General features: G+C 47.8%; 18 protein-coding genes. 15 read left to right on the top strand and 3 right to left on the bottom strand.

Translation table 11 applies throughout. From position 1 onward, the window contains the following. The first annotated feature begins 144 nt into the window (after nt 1–144). The 8 genes from AC3WRW_RS16025 to AC3WRW_RS15990 all read left to right on the top strand — a co-directional run bounded on the left by AC3WRW_RS16025 (nt 145) and on the right by AC3WRW_RS15990 (nt 10,219). Complete coding sequence (locus tag AC3WRW_RS16025) at nt 145–1,014, top strand: carbohydrate ABC transporter permease (protein WP_492547302.1); 870 nt, start codon at nt 145–147, stop codon at nt 1,012–1,014. Nucleotides 1,015–1,044: 30 nt separating this feature from the next. Beyond that, nucleotides 1,045–1,938, top strand: a complete 894-nt coding sequence (locus AC3WRW_RS16020; protein ID WP_492547301.1) for a carbohydrate ABC transporter permease — start codon at nt 1,045–1,047, stop codon at nt 1,936–1,938. 26 nt (nt 1,939–1,964) lie between these two features. Continuing rightward, nucleotides 1,965–3,107, top strand: a complete 1,143-nt coding sequence (locus tag AC3WRW_RS16015) for an efflux RND transporter periplasmic adaptor subunit (RefSeq protein ID WP_492547300.1) — start codon at nt 1,965–1,967, stop codon at nt 3,105–3,107. Between the two features lie 17 nt (nt 3,108–3,124). Then, the gene (locus AC3WRW_RS16010; RefSeq protein WP_492547299.1) at nt 3,125–4,516 is read left to right on the top strand and encodes an ABC transporter permease; all 1,392 of its coding nucleotides are present in this window, start codon (nt 3,125–3,127) and stop codon (nt 4,514–4,516) included. Beyond that, complete coding sequence (locus tag AC3WRW_RS16005; RefSeq protein ID WP_492547298.1) at nt 4,497–5,918, top strand: ABC transporter substrate-binding protein; 1,422 nt, start codon at nt 4,497–4,499, stop codon at nt 5,916–5,918. Before AC3WRW_RS16010 ends, AC3WRW_RS16005 begins: the two co-directional genes overlap by 20 nt. Nucleotides 5,919–5,920: 2 nt before the next feature. Beyond that, nucleotides 5,921–8,059, top strand: a complete 2,139-nt coding sequence (locus AC3WRW_RS16000; RefSeq protein WP_492547297.1) for a hypothetical protein — start codon at nt 5,921–5,923, stop codon at nt 8,057–8,059. Between the two features lie 110 nt (nt 8,060–8,169). Continuing rightward, nucleotides 8,170–8,853, top strand: a complete 684-nt coding sequence (locus AC3WRW_RS15995; protein WP_492547296.1) for a response regulator transcription factor — start codon at nt 8,170–8,172, stop codon at nt 8,851–8,853. Beyond that, entirely contained in the window at nt 8,846–10,219 is a 1,374-nt protein-coding gene (locus AC3WRW_RS15990) for a sensor histidine kinase (RefSeq protein WP_492547295.1), read from the top strand. Before AC3WRW_RS15995 ends, AC3WRW_RS15990 begins: the two co-directional genes overlap by 8 nt. A gap of 77 nt (nt 10,220–10,296) precedes the next feature. Here the strand turns inward: AC3WRW_RS15990 and AC3WRW_RS15985 are convergent, their stop codons facing one another. Beyond that, a complete protein-coding gene (locus AC3WRW_RS15985; RefSeq protein ID WP_492547294.1) occupies nt 10,297–11,166 on the bottom strand; it encodes a pentapeptide repeat-containing protein in 870 nt (289 codons plus the stop codon). A 211-nt stretch (nt 11,167–11,377) separates the two neighbouring features. On the opposite strand from AC3WRW_RS15985, the gene AC3WRW_RS15980 reads away from it, so the two are divergent. After that, nucleotides 11,378–11,986 carry a DUF2238 domain-containing protein gene (locus AC3WRW_RS15980; RefSeq protein ID WP_492547293.1) on the top strand — a complete coding sequence of 203 codons (609 nt, stop codon included), beginning with the start codon at nt 11,378–11,380 and terminating at the stop codon, nt 11,984–11,986. Between the two features lie 32 nt (nt 11,987–12,018). Here AC3WRW_RS15980 and AC3WRW_RS15975 read toward each other — a convergent pair whose 3' ends face one another. Further along, the gene (locus AC3WRW_RS15975; RefSeq protein WP_492547292.1) at nt 12,019–12,516 is read right to left on the bottom strand and encodes a GNAT family N-acetyltransferase; all 498 of its coding nucleotides are present in this window, start codon (nt 12,514–12,516) and stop codon (nt 12,019–12,021) included. Nucleotides 12,517–12,700: 184 nt separating this feature from the next. Here AC3WRW_RS15975 and AC3WRW_RS15970 point away from each other — a divergent pair, with 184 nt between their 5' ends. The 5 genes from AC3WRW_RS15970 (at nt 12,701) to AC3WRW_RS15950 (ending at nt 18,056) form a co-directional block, all read left to right on the top strand. Then, nucleotides 12,701–13,507, top strand: a complete 807-nt coding sequence (locus tag AC3WRW_RS15970) for a nicotianamine synthase family protein (RefSeq protein WP_492547291.1) — start codon at nt 12,701–12,703, stop codon at nt 13,505–13,507. Between the two features lie 273 nt (nt 13,508–13,780). Continuing rightward, a complete protein-coding gene (locus AC3WRW_RS15965) occupies nt 13,781–15,304 on the top strand; it encodes a malate:quinone oxidoreductase (protein WP_492547290.1) in 1,524 nt (507 codons plus the stop codon). Between the two features lie 146 nt (nt 15,305–15,450). After that, a complete protein-coding gene (locus tag AC3WRW_RS15960) occupies nt 15,451–16,926 on the top strand; it encodes an amidase family protein (protein ID WP_492547289.1) in 1,476 nt (491 codons plus the stop codon). 204 nt (nt 16,927–17,130) lie between these two features. Next, nucleotides 17,131–17,493: a PadR family transcriptional regulator gene (locus tag AC3WRW_RS15955; RefSeq protein WP_492547288.1), complete on the top strand. Its 363-nt coding sequence runs from the start codon at nt 17,131–17,133 to the stop codon at nt 17,491–17,493. Next, complete coding sequence (locus AC3WRW_RS15950) at nt 17,490–18,056, top strand: DUF2812 domain-containing protein (RefSeq protein WP_492547287.1); 567 nt, start codon at nt 17,490–17,492, stop codon at nt 18,054–18,056. The genes AC3WRW_RS15955 and AC3WRW_RS15950 overlap by 4 nt, the downstream gene beginning before the upstream one ends. Here the strand turns inward: AC3WRW_RS15950 and AC3WRW_RS15945 are convergent, their stop codons facing one another. Beyond that, entirely contained in the window at nt 18,057–18,902 is an 846-nt protein-coding gene (locus AC3WRW_RS15945) for an EcsC family protein (RefSeq protein WP_492547286.1), read from the bottom strand. Between the two features lie 111 nt (nt 18,903–19,013). Between AC3WRW_RS15945 and AC3WRW_RS15940 the strand changes: the two genes are divergently transcribed. After that, complete coding sequence (locus tag AC3WRW_RS15940; protein ID WP_492547285.1) at nt 19,014–19,931, top strand: aldo/keto reductase; 918 nt, start codon at nt 19,014–19,016, stop codon at nt 19,929–19,931. Nucleotides 19,932–20,092: the final 161 nt, after the last annotated feature.

Raw genomic sequence — 20,092 nt, 5'->3', positions numbered from 1 at the left:
AAGTAATGGTTACCTTATTACTTCGATAAACAGGGGGTGAAAACCTTCAGTCGTATAATTATTCCGCTGTAGTTTTTTTTTCTCTAATCCAATTCTAATTTTTGAATGAGAAGATGTACGAAGTGGAGAGGAGGTCATCGCTTTGTGCTGAGCTGGTTGAGAAATAAGGAAGGAGTTGAGGCGTTATGCTTTCTGCTGCCAAGTATGACAGGGTTTGTCGTTTTTTTCCTCCTTCCTTTTGGAATGGGATTTTATTACTCGCTGTTGGACAGCCCTGTGGACGGCTCATTTGCGGGTTTGACGAATTACCGCGACTTGCTGGGAAACCCGATGTTTCGCCGGGCAGCGCTGAATACAAGCTTGTTCACAGGCATATGCGTCCCTCTGAATATGCTGCTTTCATTGGGGCTGGCCATGCTTCTAAACCGTAAGCTGCCGTTTCGTTCAACGTACAGAATCGCTTTCCTTACGCCGCTCGTCATCCCTGTTGCATCTGTCGTACTTGTCTGGAAGGCTCTGTTCGATTTGCATGGAACCGTGAACGGATTGCTTGCGGGTTGGGGATTCGTTCCGAAGGACTGGATGGAAAGCGAAGCCGCAATGTTCGTGGTCATGATCGTGTATCTGTGGAAAAATATCGGGTACAACATGATTTTATTCCTGGCCGGTCTGCAAAATATACCGAACGACTATTACGAGGCGGCTTCGATCGACGGGGCGGGGAGATTCAGGCAATGGCGTTCCATCACGCTGGTCTACTTGACTCCAACGGCATTTTTCGTTTTGTTGATGTCGATTATCAATTCGTTCAAAGTATTTCGTGAAACGTATCTGATTGCCGGCGAGTATCCCGATGCCAGCATTTATATGCTGCAGCATTACATGAACAACATGTTCAAAGCGTTAGATTACCAGAAGCTGACCTCGGCAGCTTTCCTAATGGCGCTTGGCATTGTACTTCTGGTTTGGCTCATTTTCTTGATCGAGCGGCGAATCAGCAAAATGTTCGGGTAGTTGAAGCTTTAAGTCGAAAGGAGAAGCAGTATGGACAATCGGCTTCACTTCCGGGCCGGTCGCAAGCTTCGACAAATAGCGATCATTGTGTTGCTGACGGCGATGACAGCGGGATTTCTATTTCCGCTAGTGCTGACATCCACCAATTCGTTCATGTCGGAGAGCGAAATCACGAACAATTATGCGGCTCTTGATGGCGTGGACAAAACGAAAGCGAGCAGCAGCGAGTTCGTGCAGTTGAAATGGATTCCGGAGCTTGTGACTTTCTCGCAATATTACAACGTCCTGATCGGAAGACCCCATTTTCTGGTCATGTTCTGGAATTCTATGAAAATTACAGTGCCGGTCATTGCCGGTCAAATTGCGGTTGCCTCGTTAGCTGCCTATGCATTTGCCCATTTGCGCTTCCGCTTTCGAGAGAGCCTGTTTTTCATTTACATCGTCACGATGCTCATGCCTTTTCAAGTAACCCTCGTACCGAATTTCATCATCGCCGATAAGCTGGGCCTCCTTGGCACATATGGGGCCATCATTTATCCGGGAATATTCAGCAGCTTCGGTGTGTTTCTGCTAAGGCAGTTCATGACCTACGTACCGGGAAGCTACATCGAAGCGGCTCGTGTAGACGGTGCAAGCCATTTGTACATATTCGCCAGAATCGTTACGCCCATGTGCAGCAGTGGAGTCGCGTCACTGGCCATTCTCGTCTTTATCGATCAATGGAATATGGTGGAGCAGCCGCTCATTTTTTTGAAGGAGGCTTACCAACAACCGCTCTCGGTCTATTTATCGGCGATCAGCGAAGGGGAGCGGGGCATTGCGTTTGCGGCATCGGCAATTTATATGCTGCCGATTCTGTTGATTGCGCTTTATGCGGAAAGATACTTGGTCGAAGGCATTCAGCTTTCCGGCATTAAGGGGTAAAGAAAGCTTTATAGGAGGAACAAGCAATGGAAGGAACCATGGCCGTCCCCGATGACGAACAGGTCAAAAAAAGAGGAATCAAACGGGTTATCATCAGCTTCGTAATTGCGATGGCGGCGTTGACGTTTTTTTCCAATACGCTGCTGAATATCTCGCTGCCTGAGGTGACTGTCGAACAATCGCGTGCCGGCAGTTTATCGCATGAGGTTTCGGGATCTGGAACGGTGGAAGCGGCGGAAACAGCGGATTTGTATGTAGAAACAACTTGGCCGGTGCTGGAGGTGAATATAAAAGCAGGCGACACCGTCAAGGCGGGTCAGGTATTAGTCACTTTAAAAACGAGAGATGCAGAAGACACGCTCAAAGACAACCAAGCCAGATACGAGCAAAAGAAGATCAGTATGGAAAAGCAGCAGGATGCCTATGCCGAGGCTTTTCAAGCCGATGACGAGAAGCAGCTTCGCAATTTAGCCCGTGATATGGAAACGGCGAAACTGGATCTGCAAATTCTAAAACGGCAAATCGATAATTTGCAAAGGCAGCTTGCTGAATATTCACAAGTGATTGCTCCGGTTGACGGCATTGTCATTGAACTGAATGCGGTGAAGAACGCACCCGTGCCAAGCGGGAAAGCTGCGGTGCGAATTGCGGATTTTACCAAGGGGCAGCTGCTCAAAGCAACGATTGCCGCTGAGAAGAGCTCTTATATGAAAGTAGGCGAAGAAACCGATATTTTATTCACCGCATTGAGCAACGCTCGAATGAAAGCCAAGATTACCGACATTCGGGATGTTGCGCCGGCGGCATCCTCTTCGAGTTCACCCCAGTCTGGCTCGGACCGGAAAGAGGTGACTTTCGCCCTGCGGAGCGATCGGCTTACTGGCGGGGAGAAAGGGGAATTCAATATCGTTCAGAAGACGGCGCCATTTCGTTCGCTGCTGCCCAACGATGCGGTCAGGGAAGACGATAAAGGCAAGTATGCGCTGATCGTGAAGGAGAAGAAAGGGCCGCTTGGCAATGAATATGTCCTGCAGCGGGCTTCCTTGCAGGCAGGAGATGCCGATGACGAGATGACTTCCATCGAGAATGGCATTTCACCGCTGGATCTAGTGGTGGTCTCCAGCAGCAAGGCTGTCTCCGAAGGCGACCGGGTGCTGAAGAGCAAATGAGTAAGGAGGCAAATGCGGTGCGTCATTTACGCTTAAGAGGCTGGTTGGTGTTTCTAGGGATGCTGCTCATCCTGGGGAGCATGGGGCTAATGTCGTCAGTGCTCTCCGAGTGGGAGCAGGTAAGCGGAGCCCGTCAGTTGGATAAGCTCGTTGTGAACGTGAACGCCGCTGCGTCGAAGGCGAAAGGCTTGGAGCTACAAGAAGCCGAACAGTTATCCAAGAAATGGCCGCTTGGGATCGCCTATTCGGCGGCAGGTCAAGAGAAGGCGGCTGTAGGCAGCGTCTCCGTGCTCTGCAACGTATTCGGCGTGAGCGGGGATTACAGCCAATTCACTTCCTTTCCGATGAGAAGCGGCTCAACGATAACACAAAAGGCGGTCGACGAACATAGTCGCGTCGTTGTTCTTAGTGAACGGACAGCTGACAAGCTGTTCCGGTCGAGTTCTATAGTCGGCAAACAAATCAAGCTGTTTGACACAAATTTCACGATCATCGGGGTTTATGCCGATCGCGAGTCTTTACTGAGACAGCTTTGGGATGACGGCAAAGCGGATATGTGGATTCCGATTACTGCAATGCTTGATGTGAGCCCGGAAAGCCGAATCCAACACATGCAGCTTGCCACTTCTTCGGAGGGGGCTGTCAGAGCGGAGGCAGATGCCGTTAACGGGCTGAGAGCCATCGGGATGAACCCGGCGAGCTTCCGTATCGATAACGAAGTGCTCAGTTATCGTCAGCTCGCCCAACTGCCAAAACTGCTGCTGTTTGGCTGCGGGACTGCTGCGATTTATATGCTGGCGCGGTTGATTATCCGGCTATGGGGGGAGCAGATTACATCGATCAGGCGAAGGCGGCTGACGGAAGAATTATCCCATATCGTAAAGCGTAAACGATATTCGCTGCTAATCTGCATCATTGCAACTTTCGCCGCAGCTGCATGTACAGCCTTGATATGGCAGCAGATCCAGTTCCGTTTCTATATTGACCCCGAATGGCTGCCGGAAGAGCTGATTCAAGTGTCTTTTTACATGGATAAGCTGAGGAGCCTTTGGGAACAGCAAGCCGTGCAGGCGGGCTACGTTCCTTCGCCGCAAGAACGGCTTTCAGATGTGGTAGATCTGCTTTCATGGCGTCTGCTGCTTATTGGAGCCTGCGGCATCCCGATGTTGTGGACGGGGCTCAGGTGGTGGGCGGTAAGACGGGTGCCTGTAAGCATTCAACTGCAAAGCCTATTTCTTATGCTCCCGGTTACAGCCCTAGCGGTATTTGCCGCCGTTCGGCTAACAGGGCTCAATATGCGGCTGGACTTACCGGAATACGCTGTCGTAGGCGTGTTCATGATTTCGTGTGTCTTATTTATTTATAAATTCAAAGGAGTGACTTCTCTTGATGTCCAAAATGAAAGCTAAACGAACGTTTCTCGCTTGTACGCTCATTTCCATGCTAGGTGTTACCGCTTGTTCAGGTTCAGGAAATCCAACCGCCGCCCCGGCAGTCAGTGAAGGGAAAAGCGGCTCAGGTCCCAAAACGGTGTCACTGTCCGTCATGACATCGGACCGGTTTCTTGAACTGGCGAAGCAAAAGTTCGAAGAGGCCCATCCCGATATTAAAATCGAGATCAAAGAGTATGCGGCTGCGCCGAACACAGCGCCGAAAGCGCAGGCGCCCGGACAAAATATCGTCATGATGACAAAGCCGGATCCTAAGAACATCGAGAAATACGTAAGTTCGGTCGGTGCGGAGTTAATGAGCGGCAAGGCTTCGGATCTGATCGTTACCAGTAATTTACCTTACAAAAAGTATGCCGACAAAAAGCTGCTCGAAAATATGGGCGAGATGATGAATAAAGATGCTTCATTCCCGAAAGACAATTATTATACAGGGGTTTTCGATGCGATGAAATACAATGGCGTATTGTATAACGTCCCTGTGCGGGTGGGCTTGAACAAATGGCTTGGCAATCTAAATGTGCTGGGCAGCGAACAAATTGACGATACCAAATGGACATGGGCGGATTTCAAAAAGCTGGCACAGAATTGGATGGCGGATAAAAATAACGATGGCAAGCCGGATACGTATCCGCTGGGAAAAATCGATCCGGATCAGCTCATCTCCTTGATGCTGAACAGTTCTTACAGCAAATTCGTTGATGCAGGCGGTAAAAAGGCGAGCTTCGATAAGCCGGAATTCATCAATCTCTTGAAGCTGGCCAAATCAATGTATGACGATAATATCATTCAAGGCGACAATGCCGATAAAGACGCCGTTGTTTTTCAACCTAAATCCAATTTACTTATGTACATGGACATGTATGCGACGCCGAAAATGTCTTTTGACGGCAAATCGCGTTTTTACGATCTCCCTTCGGAAAATGAAACGAGAGGAAGCTCGTTTACAAGTTCGCTTCTCGTTGCCATGAACAGCAAATCCCCAAATAAGAAGGAAGCTTGGGAATTCGTGAAGTTTCTGCTCTCTGACGAGATGCAATCGACGATGGAACTGAACGGATTCGCCGTGAACAAGAACGGCGCTAAAGCACAAGGCGATACCTTGAGGAAGCTGGGCTCCAGCGACGGAAAAACCATGAAGCTGAATATTAACGGCAAATCGATGACGCTTCAGCCGGCTACGGATGAGGAAATTGCCGCTATTGAGAAAGCTGTAAGCAATGCGAAGGTATATGCCGAAAGCGATCCGAAAATTAGTACGGTCGTAGCGGAAGAAACCGCGCCATTTTTCCAAGGCCAGAAATCCGCTGAAGAAGTCGCCAAGGTGATTCAAAACAAAGTCAGCACGTATTTGCAGGAGTAATCATGATGCACCGCTCACATTTCATGATTTGTCTCGTCCTGTTCATGGTTTTCGGCAGCGTGTCCGGTACGGAATCGGTTCAGGCCGATTCCCCGTTGAACGTAACGAACGACCAACTAATCAGTGAGAATACCGTGGGGAAAGTCAATTTGACAACTGTAAGCACGTTGGAAGTCAAGGATGTTCAGCTGCTTCCCGGCGACAATAGCGCTTTAGTTACATTTACGCTCAGCGTTAAGAACGGGGATGGGATTGACATCGATTTTAAAAGCTATTGGGTTAGACTGATGTCCGCTGCCGGAGAGAAGGTTACTGTCAATTTATTTCCGCAGGATAAGGGGAAAAACAAGATTGCCCCTGGGCAAACAGAGGAATATCATTTCTATGCCAAAGTGAATCAGAATGCAAAGCTGCAGGATTTGGTGTTTAAGTTCGTTAAATTGGATTTTGCGGCAGCAGGGTATGAACAAGAGGTGGGCCGGCTCATCGTGCCGGAGGATTACGGCTTCGTAACCCCCGCAGGTGCCAAGCGTGGTTTCCATATTGGAAGCACGCCGTTTCACGGCAAAATAACCCGTGCCACGCTCAGTTACAATGATGATTATTTTTTGCCGTTAGTCACTTTTGAGCTGACGCATGACGGGTCTCGAGGGGGAATATTGCCGGATCTCGGCTATTATATGCGAACGGGCAGCGGAGCGATGTATCCGCTGCAATCGAGCGCATTCACGGCAGGAAGCGCGATTCAGCCCCTAACAACGAAAGAGGGGAAGCTGAGCGGATCCATCCCGAGAGAGGCAGGGGAGGAAGGATGGCAGCTAGTCATCACGCAATCTATCTCTACAGGAGAATCAGGCGGCAGTGTTCAACTGCCTCTCGCCTTTTTTGATGTAGGAGATGCGGTAGCTGAAGAAGTATCAATTGGCCACGATTATGACTTTACCACCAAGGCAGGAACGTATACCACTCAGCTAACTTCCCTGCAGCGACTTCCTTGGGAGGATGAAGATATATTAGCTGCCAATGTGACTATTAAAAATAAGAGCAATGCGGCGCTTCCAATTCCGGATCTGTCGGGTGCTTTCAAACTCGATGATGCCGTCCATGTGGAGGCCCAAATTGTCCGGATGGATAAAGCGCTAACGCTGCAGCCTGGAAAGGAGCTAAACATCCAGTTTGCCGGCAAAATCCCGTACACCGACGAATTCAGCTCTATTAGCTTGTATCTGCAAGAGAAAGAGTCGGACAGTACCATTGTCGATCTGCTTACGTTCAAGCATAATAAAGATCTAATGAATATGGCATTTGTCCCTGCAAGGAAAACCAAAACGCTTAGGGATACCGGTCAAAGCGCTGCCTATACCGTTCGATCCGATCAGATTTTTCATAGCGATACGTCGGATTTGTACGCCGTGCTCATGGACGTAGAAAACCTGGAAAAAAGGTTTACGCCACTTCGCAAGCAGGTCGCCCAGTTCAAAGCGGCCGATGGGACGGTATTTCCGGCGAGCATAACGGCTCCCTCCGATAAAGTGATGCCTGGCGGGAAAGCGCTGCAGTATATATGGGCGATGGTACCGAAAGGGTACAAGACAGAAGGCATGCAGTTGATCCTCGGAGATGAAATACCTGCTGCTACAGCAGTAAATGACAAGGCGAAACCTCGGCAAGAGGGCTATGTCAACGGGGTTGCATTCGGAATCCCTGAAGATAACAAAGTGCCGCAGGCAAGCTTTGCTAACTTGGCTGTTTATCCCTATTCGATAACATTAAGTCACATTGGTACTCAGGCGAATTTTATGGCCGGAACCGTACAGCTCGATTTCGATTATGAGTTAAGCCGGAATGATCTGGTTGCAGCCGAGATGAGGGATCATAAACTTATCGTTGAGCTGACGGATGAGCTTGTTGATAGCGGCAAAGAGCTTATCGTGAGCCAAACGTTTGATTTTGAGGGTACAGATCCCGCTAAATCACTGCTGCTGGGCAGTCACGATGCCACCATTTCTTACACCAACAAAGATAAAATTTATAAAGTCAAAGACTTCTCATCGTACCGGCTCAGCGTCTACCACGAATTTCAAGGGCAGAAAGTGCTGCTGGCCCAAAAGGACCTTGACTGGTTCATTTATGCGGAGTAAGCTCATGAGATTTTAAGCTGGCATTCATCTTGTCCTTATATACTTAAGCCAATCGCATAAAAAGTAAGCGTTCAAGTCTTCGCCGGGCAAAGAAACAGGAGGCATACATAATGAAAATACTCGTTGTCGAGGACGACGTCCATCTACTCAAAACCATTACGACTCTGCTCACGGAAGAGGGGTACCAAATCGATCCGGCCGTGTGCGGGGAAGAAGGCTGCTATATGGCGGAGCAAAACATCTATGATCTGCTGGTGCTCGACAGAATGCTGCCAGGCATGGACGGTCTTCATATTGTACGTACCATTCGCGCCAAGCAGGTACTGACGCCTATTTTATTCCTTACCGCCAGAGACAGCGTCGAAGATATGGTGAAAGGGCTTGACTCCGGAGCAGATGACTACATGACGAAGCCGTTCGAGGTGCCGGAGTTGCTTGCGCGTGTCCGGGCGCTATTGCGAAGACGCGGTACAATCGATAGCGAACCGGGGCTTGAGTATCATCGGATTGCGCTGAATGTCAGGACGAAAGAAGCCGCCATCGGCGGAAACCCGGTGGATCTTTCGCAGAAGGAATTTGAGCTGCTCGAATATTTGGTGCGCAATCGGGAGCAGATTCTGACCAGGGAGCAAATTTGCATGCGGGTGTGGGGACTAGACTCCGACTTAGGTTCTAATGTGGTAGACGTCTATATCTATTATTTGCGGAAAAAACTAAAGCCTTTTGATTATGATCATCTCATCCATACCATACGGAATGTCGGGTATATGTTGAAGGAGCCTATCCATGTTTAACAAAACCCGGATCCGGCTTACGGCATTGAATGCGGCCGTATTTTTCATCCTAATCGCTCTCATTGGTTTAATCGTTTATTCGGAATTGCGGCATCAGCTGTATTCCAAAGTCGATGAGTCGCTGCAGCTCAGAATTCAGCAGGATTCCCAGCTCATGTTCGCCAAAGTACAGCTGTTTGCCCAAAACGAGATGTCCCTTACGGACGGGACCACGAAGAAAACATTGATTCAGGTGCAGGGGATAGATCCGAGGGCTTTTTTGGTCATGTGGGATGACAAAGAGAATCCATATCCCATCCTCGGAGGGGCGCAGAATCGCAAAACCATCGAAGCGTTCAAGCCGTACCGATCGATTCTTAAGCCGCAAACCATCCATGTGGACGGACATTCGTACCGCATTTATGCAGCGAAATACGAGCAGCCGATTGCGATGAATCAGCAGCTGCTGACAGATATCGCTCAAGGCTCCCAACGTATGATTCAAACGCACGTTTCTGGTACACTAGCTTCGAATATCGTATCCGTTCAAGCGATCTCGATCATCGATTCCGAGCAAAATATGCTCAAACAATTGCTAAAGCTGATTTTGTTCGGTATTTTCGGAGGCGGTGCGGTGACCGTGCTGGCAGGCTTGTATTTGGCCAATCAGGCGCTTCTGCCGATTAAGCGCTCATGGGACAAGCAGCAGCAGTTCGTGGCGGATGCCTCTCATGAGCTGCGCATGCCATTGTCCATCATCCAGGCGAACACTGAGCTTGTTTTCCGTCATCCGGATCGCAGCATTCTCGATATGAGCGAACCGTTGTCTATGGTGCATGCGGAGTCGCTGCGGATGGGGAGATTGACGGCACAACTGCTTACGCTCGCAAGAGCGGACTCCAATCAGGAGGAAATGAGCTTAAAGCATATACAGCTGAATGAAATTGTTTTGGAAGTAGATCGTAAGTTTGAATCGGTTGCCGAACTGAAAGGGCTGGAGCTTGTGCTGGAGATCGAGGAGAGGCTTGAAATCCTGGGAGATGCGGAGAGGCTGCATCAGCTCTTGGTCATTCTGCTTGACAACAGCATGAAGTTTACAATGGATTCGGGCCAAATTAAGCTAAGCGCTCACAAGCGAGGCAGTCATGCCGAGATCGTCGTCGAGGATACGGGTTCTGGGATCGACAGCCAAGATTTGCCGCACATTTTTGACCGGTTTTACAGAGGGGACAAAGCGCGCAGCCGCAGCAGCGGAGGAGCAGGCCTCGGCCTCGCCATTGCAAAATGGATCGTAAGCGCGCACAGCGGTACGATCCACGCCGAGAGTCGTTTGGGCAAGGGAACGACAATGACGCTCCATTTTCCATTGGTGCAAAGGAAATCGTAACTGAAGGCAAGGCGGATAGAAAGAAGGCTGTTTTCAGAGGTCTGAAAAGACGATCTGGCAGAGCCTTCTTTCTCTATTTAAGCAGTCCAATGCGGAGGGCGGCTGAGCGCCATCGGCAGCTTGGTACGAGCATCGCCGATAGCCGCATTGATTTGAAACTGCGTGAGGAAAAGACTTCCAGTTAGATCAGCGCCACGGAGGTTGGCATCCCGCAGGTCTGCTCCGATGAGATCAGCCGATCTCAGATCGGCGTCTCTGAGATCCGCAGCGATCAAGTAAGCGCCACGCAAATAAGCGCCTTGGAGATCTGCGTTTCTGAGATTGGCTCCGATCAGATCGGCTCCGCGATCATAGCTCTTTTGACGCTTGCGGGGACCTTTCTGCTCTCGCTGAACGCCGGCTCGCACGAGCTCGCTTGTCTGAAGGAGCAGAAGATTCACATTCGCACGGTGCGCTGTGATATCCAGTTTTAGGAGCGCTTCAGGGCTTAGCGCTGTTAGACGATCCGTTTCATCCCGCGCTGAGCGCAGCGCTGCATGTATCGAGCGTGTCTGTTCCAGCTCCAGAGCTTCCGATAAATACCAGAGCAATTCATGAAGCTGACGCATGATAGGGAATACCTCAAACATTTGCTTCGCGGTTTGCGGGGCTTGTACCCAATCTTGCCCGCTGTAGGTGACTTGAGCGACCTGCTGACCGGCGCCGAAGCAATCGTACACGGTGCATCCGCGAAAACCGATCTCCCGCAGCTCTTGATGCACGCCGCAGCGAAAGTCGTCTCGCAAGTTATGGCAGGGGCGGCTGGCAGTCTTGTCGATTGCGAAGTCGATCGAAGCGGAGAACGGCAAAGCGACACAGCACAAGCCGAAACAGTTGTCACAATCAGACTGCAGACGGCGATTGTTCCTGTCTGGAGCAAGCTCTGCGTTATCCTGTAGCTCAGACAATGGAAGTCCTCCCTTTACAAGGTGAATAAAAAAGAATTGTTGGATGTCATTTCAAATATAATTTTTAGGCCACTGTTCGTCAACGGCGAAAGATCGTTATAACCAAACTTGCGGCAAGGAACGCCGCCGTATCGCCGCACCGGATTTGGTAATACTATAATATTTACTGAATGGGAGAACGGCAATTATGGATGGGAAGCGGAGGAATGAGATGCAAAAGCTGATCCGGAAAGACAGAGGCAACGATCTTTTTGAACTGGCCTTATATGTGCTTGCGGGCGTAAGTTTTGTATATTTTCTGATCCAAGGCATAGCGCCAAAAATGTGGCAGGCTGTCTTGATTGCAGGCGTACTGCTTTTGATCCGAATCGTGCTGAAGCTGACGAAGACGACGATGTTTGCCGCGCTGCGCTTTTGCGTGCTGCTGTTCATTTTTATCACGATGTTTTTGGCGAACGAGTTCGGGTTTTACAGTGTGATTCCTTATTTGGATAAAGTCGAGCATCTCTTCTCCGGCGTGATTTTGTGTTTTGTCGGTTTACTCATTTATCAGAAGGCAAGCGCTAGCGAGGAAGGCCCGGTCGTTCGAAATGGGAAAGTCGCGATCTGGCTCAGTCTTTTCTTCTCCGTGGCAATGGCCGGCGTCTGGGAAATCTACGAGTTCACGACGGATCGCTGGTTCGGACTGAATTCGCAAAACGGCAGTTTAATTGACACAATGACCGATATTATTTGCGGTACGATAGGAGCTGTGTCGACCAGCCTCTACTTGGTTATTCAGGCAAAACGGAGGAAAATGCCCGTCATAGACGAACAGTAAGGGGAGCTTGCCTAATGGCAGCTCCTCTTTGTTTACACCGGCATGACCAGAATATGCTGAAGGCCGTTTCGGCCCATTTTTGTCCGGCCGTGATCTATGAATCCGCAGGATAAGTAAACATGGCGCGCAGAGGGATTTTGTAAGTTTACCGCTAAGGCAATTTCTACAACCTCTGGAAAGTGCAGTTTCACAAAATCTTTGAGCTGCCTAAGCGCGTCTTTGGCATACCCATTTCCCTGCTCAGAATAGTTGATAGAAAATGCGCGAAGAACAAGGGAATTCGCATGATCTGAATACTCAAACCTTTCTTCGCCGTCATACAGGACGAAAAACCCGACGGGATTGCCATTCGCAACGATAACAATCGGAAAGCGGTGATCGTCCTCTAGTGCGATCTTCAGCATTTCCTTCGGCATCCCGGTAAACTGTTTTTGCGCGTCAGTTAGATGAAACGATTCTAGCGCGGTTTTATGTTCAGTTTGATAAAAGACAAGTTTAGTCTGTGATCGTTCAGCGGTATGTTGACTCATCGTGCCCTCCAAATGGATGCGAAATAATTAGCTTATGATCCCCATTGTACTATAGCGTGGGGGATTTTCTCCATCCATACCTTTTACTTGCAAAAAATAAATTCACCCTCTAAGCATGTTTCAGTACTTTTCGCAGGAAGAGTCTGATATGCATATAACCAAGTAGGTAAAAGGAGGGTGATCGATGTTAGAAAAGTACGAATTTATACTTGCTTTGAAATTGTTGGAATTTGAAATTAGGCAAATGACGAAGTACACGAATGTTTTTCCCAGCTGTTTTGCCTTACTGAAAAATAAATTGGATTTTCTGTGCGAATTTATTAATCTCGATGAAAATGTGCAGAAATGGCAATCTTGGAATGGGCTTGACGAAGTGCAGGAGCATGCGCGGAATCTGAGGGAGACAGCCGTTCAAGCGCTCTGTGAACTGGAGAAATATCAATCGCGGCTTATACATAAGCATGAAAAACAAATTAGTCATTACATCGATCAATTATCAACTTCGGTCCAGGCTGAGTTAGCCAGCTTGCAAGTTGATCATCAATCCAAGGTGCTGTTTATCGGTTCCGGAGCATTTCCTTTATCCGCTTTAACGATAGCCCAGGAAACGGGCGCAGAAGTATTGGGGGTGGATATCGACAAGGAAGCCGTGCTGCTTGCCGAACAGGCAGCTGCGATGTCCGGTTCCGGCAGCAAAATAGCTTTCAGCCATGGAAGCTTAACGCAGCTGGCCTTTACCAAGGAAGCTACGCATATTATTGTAGCTTCGCTTGTTGCGAATAAACTTGAGGTTCTAGAGGAGCTGAAGCATGCAGCGAACAGCCGGGCGAAAATCATGATGAGATACGGCAGCGGTCTGAAGTCGCTGTTTAATTACCCTTTGCCCCAAGAAAAGGAGTTGTCCGAATGGACGCAAAGCCGGGTGCACACATCGTCACAGCTATATGACACTATGATTTTGGAGAGAGCGATGCAAATGAAAGGGGTTTGATTTCACGAATGGCCGCGTAAATCGCGGCTATTTTGTTTTAAACCTATCATAATGTTGCTGATTTGTGCGAAATAAGGATAAACCGCCAATACTTTCTCGCCGCGGTTCTTGTCGTATAGCGTATATCGTCATATAATAGAAGATAATATTTTAATCTATAGGCTTATCATTGATATGGAAAAGATGAGTGATATCTTACGCCTTGGCTTGCTATGCGCCTAAGCGGGAGAGCCTACATCTTTTCTGCAAATTCAGGGTATAAGGATGGTAATAATGGGCAACAGAGAAACTAAAACAGACGTCATCTTAATTGGTGCCGGTATCATGAGTGCTACGCTAGGAACACTACTGAAAGAATTGGTACCGGAATGGGAAATTAAAGTGTTTGAGAAGCTCGAAAATGCAGGCGAGGAAAGCTCTAACGAATGGAATAATGCAGGAACGGGGCATGCGGCGCTTTGCGAGCTTAACTACACGGAAGAAAAACCAGACGGATCTGTAGATATTAGTAAAGCTATCAAAATTAATGAACAATTTCAACTTTCCATGCAGTTTTGGTCTTATCTTGTAAACAGCAAATTGATCCGTAATCCGAAAGACTTTATCATGCCATTGCCACATATGAGTATGGTCCTAGGGGAACAAAATGTAGCGTTTTTAAAGAGACGTTTTGAAGCTCTGTCCAGCAATCCTCTGTTTCAAGGGATGGAATTTTCCGACGACCCTCAAAAACTAATGGAATGGATCCCGCTTATTATTAAAGATCGTCAATCTAGCGAATCTATTGCGGCAACCAAAATCGACTCAGGGACGGATGTCAACTTTGGTGCTTTAACACGCATTCTGTTTGAGCACTTAAAAAGTAAACAAGTCGATATTAAATATAAACATAGCGTTGATAATATAAACCGTACAGGCGACGGCGCGTGGGAATTGAAAGTACGCAACGACAAGGGCAACGTCGAACGCCATACGGCCAAATTCGTTTTCATCGGCGGCGGGGGTGGAAGCCTGCACTTACTGCAAAAATCCGGTATTCCTGAAGGAAAACATATTGGCGGATTCCCGGTAAGCGGAATTTTCATGGTATGCAATAACCCGGAAGTTGTCGAGCAGCATCATGCCAAAGTATACGGTAAAGCTAAGGTTGGAGCTCCGCCGATGTCAGTTCCTCACCTTGACACAAGATTTATCGACAACAAAAAATCGCTGCTATTTGGACCGTTCGCGGGCTTCTCACCAAAGTTTCTGAAAACCGGCTCCATGTTTGACTTGGTAACTTCCGTTAAACCGGATAATCTCGTGACGATGTTGTCGGCAGGCGCCAAAAATATGTCTTTGACGAAGTACCTGATCGAGCAGGTCATGTTGTCGAAAGAGAAGCGAATGGAAGAACTGCGAGAGTTTATTCCAAGCGCCAAGATTGAGGATTGGGAGCTAGTAGTAGCGGGTCAACGTGTACAAGTTATCAAAGATACGGAAGCTGGCGGCAAAGGGACACTGCAATTCGGAACGGAAGTGATTAGTGCAGCAGACGGCTCGATTGCAGCTTTGCTTGGTGCTTCTCCAGGTGCTTCTACCGCTGTTCACGTCATGCTGGAAGTTATCAAAAAATGCTTCCCGCAACAAATGAAAGCTTGGGAGCCGAAAATTAAAGAGATGATTCCTACGTATGGCGTATCACTTTTGAACAACCCAGAGCTTATCAACGAAATTCATACTTCCACAGCGCATGCGCTTGGTTTAAGCGAGAGCGAGAACTTGCCATTAAAGGCAGTACGCAGAACCGTATCCTAATATCTGTACAAAATATGAGGCTGTCTCAAAAGGTCTGAAACGACTATGAGACGGCCTTTTTATTATAGCCAATCTCTCCGTGTCATCTCGCTGAGGTTTTATGGTAAGTTTTAGATGAAAACCGCGTGATGATAGGAGTTGACGGAATGAGTATCAATTTACAGGAATGGATAATAGAATCTGATATTACGAGTATGCAAAATGCGTTGGAAGCGGGATTTTTTACCTCGGAGGATTTGGTTAAGGTTTATTTAGAGCGCATTCATACATATGACGGGAAAATCAATTCGATCCTGGAGTTAAATCCAAAGGCTTTATTGATTGCGAGAGCTCTGGATAAGGAACGCAAAGAATCAGGGAGCCGCGGGAAGCTCCACGGCATACCTATTTTATTGAAAGATAATATAGACACACAGGATAATATGCATACGAGTGCAGGATCAGTGGAGTTAGCCGAATCTTTTGCGGCGAGGGATTCATATGTCGCTTCACAGCTGCGAGCTGCCGGTGCCATACTGCTTGGAAAAACGAACATGACGGAATGGTCAAACTTTATGTCCAGTCAAATGCCGGCAGGCTACAGCTCGCGAGGCGGGTTTGTTCTTAACCCTTATGGAGCCGGTGAGGTGTTCGTTAGCGGCTCAAGCTCCGGCTCAGCGGCTGCAATCGCAGCCAATTTGGGAGCGGCAGCCATTGGAACGGAAACGGCGGGTTCGATCGTAGGCCCCGCCAGTCAACATTTCCTCGTAGGCATCAAGCCCACTGTCGGATTAGTGAGCCGGTCCGGGATTATTCCGATTTCCGTTAGTCAAGATACGCCAGGCCCCATCGCCAAAACAGTTAAGGATGCGGCTATCCTTCTAGGTGCGTTAACGGGAGTTGACGATAGAGACGAGGCAACACGCTCCAGCATGAATTGCCACTTTAAAGACTACACTATTTTCTTGGATGGAACCTTTTTACGACATGCTAGAATAGGGATTCCAAGGCATTACTATGAGCATTTAGATCCTGAAAGAAGGGCGCTCATGGAAGCGGCTATTACGACTTTGCAAAACGAAGGCGTCACGATTGTAGATCCTGTAACGATTCACATTGAACAAAACAGTTGGAATAATGACGTCATTTGCTATGAGTTCAAGAAGGGGCTCAATGAATACTTATCGCAATTAGATGGCCCAGTTCCGGTTCATTCCTTGAAAGACTTGATTGCCTACAATAACAGTCATTCGGAACTCGCTTTACAATACGGGCAAGATACGTTGATCAAGTCGGATGAAATAACGATGACAGAGGAAGCTTACTTGCAAAAGAAACAAGCGTACAGCGAGTTATCCTTAAAACAAGGGATAGATTATGTGATAGATAACTATGAGCTTGACGCTTTATTATTACCGGGAGATGTAGACGGTATGTACATTGCCGCCCGTTTGGGATATCCATTGATATGTGTACCTGCAGGATATTCCCACACGGGCGTCATCGACGCGGATGGTGATCATACGAAAGGGCCTTTCGGTGTGGTATTTTCCGGGAAAGCCTTTTCCGAGCCTACGCTGCTTAAAATCGCTTACGGATTTGAACAAGCGACGAAACATCGTTTTCCGCCTCAACTGGATTAAGCATTTCTGAATATATTCCAGAAGCATTCCCTGCATAAAGCCTGCCGCAATAATCGGCAGGCTTTTTTTACAATATTTGCTGAATAACGATCAAAACTATATTGACACACGATATATCATGCGATACTATATCAACATACGATATATCGTGAACCTATATAGTTAGTGGCGATATAGACAGCTCGATTGAAATGAGGAGGAGCCATGTCGGAGTTTTCTAAAGATTTGCTGCCTTTGACGGAGGCGTTTTACTACATTCTAGTGACGCTGTATCCCCGCGCTGCGCATGGTTATGCCATGATGCAGGATGTAGAAAAAATGAGCGCAGGCCGGGTTCGCATCGGGGCAGGCACTTTGTACACCGCTTTAAACACGCTTTTGAAAAAAGGGCTTATCGAAAATGTGCCTGAGACCGATATTGGCGCAGATTCGAGGCGCAAGCTGTATGGCATAACGGAGTTGGGCAAAAGTGTTTTAAAAGCCGAAATGGAACGTATGGAAGAGTTGCTGCTGAATGCAAGAACAACCATCGCGAAGGTTCAGAAGGAGAGGGAGAGCGGAATATGACAAGTTCATCAAAGAATGATTTTGAGTATCGGACTAGGTTCTCATTTGTTTGGAATTACGAGAGGGATGAGTCTTGGCTTACCGGCTTGTCTGCGCAAGGCTTACATCTGAATAAACCGGGGATATTTCGAAACCGTTTTGAAAAGGATGCTTCAGCCCGATTTGTGTATCGCATGGATTACCAGAAAATCACCGGGGCAAAAAACTTAACTGATTATTTGGCCATTTTTGAAGATTCAGGCTGGGAACATGCAGGATCGCTGGTAGGCTGGCATTATTTCAGAAAACCTTATGAGGAAGACGCATCCTATGACATTTATACCGACCGCGTATCGGTGAAGCAGCTTTTCCGCCGCATACAATTGACTTTAGGAATCGTTGCGGTTGCGAACATACCTGTACTTATTCTGAATATCACTAATTTGTTTTCCGAAACGCGCTCAGAGGTGATAGGAAGCGTGATCTCCTTCGTGGTTCTTCTGGAATTAATGTGTGTTCTACTGTTATCTTACGGCTGCTTGCGATTCGAGAAAAAAATCAAGAAACTTGAAGTACCTGAGTAACTATGAAATGCGATCTCGTTCCAGTTCGCTTAACCGTTCGAGAATGCGCCGCTTCTTGTACAGCATCTTTGCGGCTTCGCCGACGTCTCGAAGCGTTCCGCTATTGATCCATGCGCCAAAGAGAATACCGGCAATGGGGATTAGCTGAAAAAGTTTTTTCCAGCCCCAATTATCGCGGTAAGTCGCGAAAACTTCACGCCAGCCTTGAAGCTGCGAAATGATTTGAATGTCAGCTTCCTCATTCGCGGCTTCATTGGCAAGCTCTTCAAGGATCGCTTTTTTACCTACAATGTCCGCTGACGAGAATTGCATGCATTTGATCGTGAATATCCGTTCCTGCTTCATATTTGGATCGTAACCATAGCAGATCGCCAGCTCTTGAATCGTTTTGAGAGACAAACCAAGTACGGCCGGAATATCGATGGCGAGGGTGAGAATGCCGCCAATGCCTGTTGTCGCTCCCTGGAGTCCGGCCAGTTTCGTTCTGCTTTGAACAATCTCGTCAGCAGCTTGATCCAAGATGTTCAGCGGCAGCAGCCTCACGTCTTCGATCGCCGCGATTTCCTTTGTCAGCAGACGGATTTCCTCATTGCGATACCGTACTTCCTCTATATGTCGCAGTGTGCCTGCTTCCGAAATCAAATACCTGCCGCCCGCTTGCAAGTAATTCCCCAGCTCATTCAAGGCTTCGCTCATTTTGGCAGTTACAAATTTAGGCGTTAACCGATCTAATAATTGGAAAGGCAGCCGTCCGATTTTCTCCCAAAACCACAAGTCTTTTTGTTCCGATTCCCAAGCTTGTATGTTGTGAAGCTCTTCCAGCAAAATTTCTCTCGTTTCCGTCATTTTCTACAACTCCTTTGCAAGTCTTGAAATCTACCATGCGAATGTGTGACAATGAGAATGCACTAATTTTGAACAATGGTAAGAAAAGCCTAGAGGAGGAATTACATCATTATGAGAACCATGAAGCTTGGTACCAGCTTACTAGAAGTTCCTGTTTTAGCGGTAGGCTGTATGAGAATTAATTCGCTGGATAAGAAAGAGGCGGAACGTTTCGTCCAAACAGCTCTGGAAGCAGGAGCCAACTTCTTTGATCACGCAGATATATACGGCGGAGGCAGCTGTGAAGAAATATTCTCGGATGCCATCCACATGAACGATGATATTCGCGAGAAAATGATTCTGCAATCCAAATGCGGGATTCGCAAAGGGATGTTCGATTTTTCCAAAGAACATATTTTGGAATCCGTAGATGGCATTTTGAAACGGCTAAAAACCGATTACTTGGACATTTTGCTGTTGCATCGCCCGGATGCCCTAGTTGAACCTGAAGAAGTGGCGGAGGCATTCGATCTTCTTGAAAGCTCAGGCAAAGTTAGACATTTCGGCGTTTCCAATCAAACGCCTTTGCAAATTCAACTGCTGAAGAAGTCGGTCAAGCAGCCGCTCGTGGCCAATCAATTGCAATTAAGCATCACGAATTCCACGATGATCTCGAACGGCATGAATGTGAATATGCTGAATGATTCTGCCGTGAACCGTGACGGCAATGTACTCGACTACTGCAGATTGAACGATATCACCATTCAGCCTTGGTCGCCATTCCAATACGGATTCTTCGAAGGCGTATTTCTAGGGAACGATAAGTTCCCGGAATTGAACAAGAAGATCGATGAAATCGCGGCAAAATATGAAGTAAGCAATACGACGATAGCGATCGCTTGGATTTTACGCCACCCTGCGCGGATGCAGCCGGTTACCGGAACGATGAATATCAATCGCTTGCTCGATTGCTGCAAAGCGGCCGACGTTCATCTGACTCGTCAAGAGTGGTATGAGATTTTTACGGCAGCAGGCAATGTGCTTCCATAAATGAGAGCTTAAATTATCGCAGCAAGTTGAGAAACCATCGCATCGCAGGATGCGGTGGTTTTGCTTTCTAAAGGAAGGCGGAGCTAGTGCAGCAATCGAATCTACGCTATGAATAAAAGTCGGCTCATATAGGGAAATTACTCCATATACGAATCGAAAAG

The sequence above is a fragment of the Paenibacillus sp. FW126-R14 genome, assembly GCF_058789495.1.
This window is presented reverse-complemented; position numbering and strand designations above follow the sequence as displayed.

What these genes read in the sequence shown, in the direction of transcription:
- AC3WRW_RS16020 (WP_492547301.1), top strand. Translation starts at nt 1,045, where the DNA reads ATGGACAATCGGCTTCACTTCCGGGCCGGTCGCAAGCTTCGACAAATA.
- AC3WRW_RS16015 (WP_492547300.1), top strand. Translation starts at nt 1,965, where the DNA reads ATGGAAGGAACCATGGCCGTCCCCGATGACGAACAGGTCAAAAAAAGA.
- AC3WRW_RS16005 (WP_492547298.1), top strand. Translation starts at nt 4,497, where the DNA reads ATGTCCAAAATGAAAGCTAAACGAACGTTTCTCGCTTGTACGCTCATT.
- AC3WRW_RS16000 (WP_492547297.1), top strand. Translation starts at nt 5,921, where the DNA reads ATGATGCACCGCTCACATTTCATGATTTGTCTCGTCCTGTTCATGGTT.
- AC3WRW_RS15995 (WP_492547296.1), top strand. Translation starts at nt 8,170, where the DNA reads ATGAAAATACTCGTTGTCGAGGACGACGTCCATCTACTCAAAACCATT.
- AC3WRW_RS15990 (WP_492547295.1), top strand. Translation starts at nt 8,846, where the DNA reads ATGTTTAACAAAACCCGGATCCGGCTTACGGCATTGAATGCGGCCGTA.
- AC3WRW_RS15980 (WP_492547293.1), top strand. Translation starts at nt 11,378, where the DNA reads ATGCAAAAGCTGATCCGGAAAGACAGAGGCAACGATCTTTTTGAACTG.
- AC3WRW_RS15975 (WP_492547292.1), bottom strand. Translation starts at nt 12,516, where the DNA reads ATGAGTCAACATACCGCTGAACGATCACAGACTAAACTTGTCTTTTAT.
- AC3WRW_RS15970 (WP_492547291.1), top strand. Translation starts at nt 12,701, where the DNA reads ATGTTAGAAAAGTACGAATTTATACTTGCTTTGAAATTGTTGGAATTT.
- AC3WRW_RS15965 (WP_492547290.1), top strand. Translation starts at nt 13,781, where the DNA reads ATGGGCAACAGAGAAACTAAAACAGACGTCATCTTAATTGGTGCCGGT.
- AC3WRW_RS15960 (WP_492547289.1), top strand. Translation starts at nt 15,451, where the DNA reads ATGAGTATCAATTTACAGGAATGGATAATAGAATCTGATATTACGAGT.
- AC3WRW_RS15955 (WP_492547288.1), top strand. Translation starts at nt 17,131, where the DNA reads ATGTCGGAGTTTTCTAAAGATTTGCTGCCTTTGACGGAGGCGTTTTAC.
- AC3WRW_RS15950 (WP_492547287.1), top strand. Translation starts at nt 17,490, where the DNA reads ATGACAAGTTCATCAAAGAATGATTTTGAGTATCGGACTAGGTTCTCA.
- AC3WRW_RS15945 (WP_492547286.1), bottom strand. Translation starts at nt 18,902, where the DNA reads ATGACGGAAACGAGAGAAATTTTGCTGGAAGAGCTTCACAACATACAA.
- AC3WRW_RS15940 (WP_492547285.1), top strand. Translation starts at nt 19,014, where the DNA reads ATGAGAACCATGAAGCTTGGTACCAGCTTACTAGAAGTTCCTGTTTTA.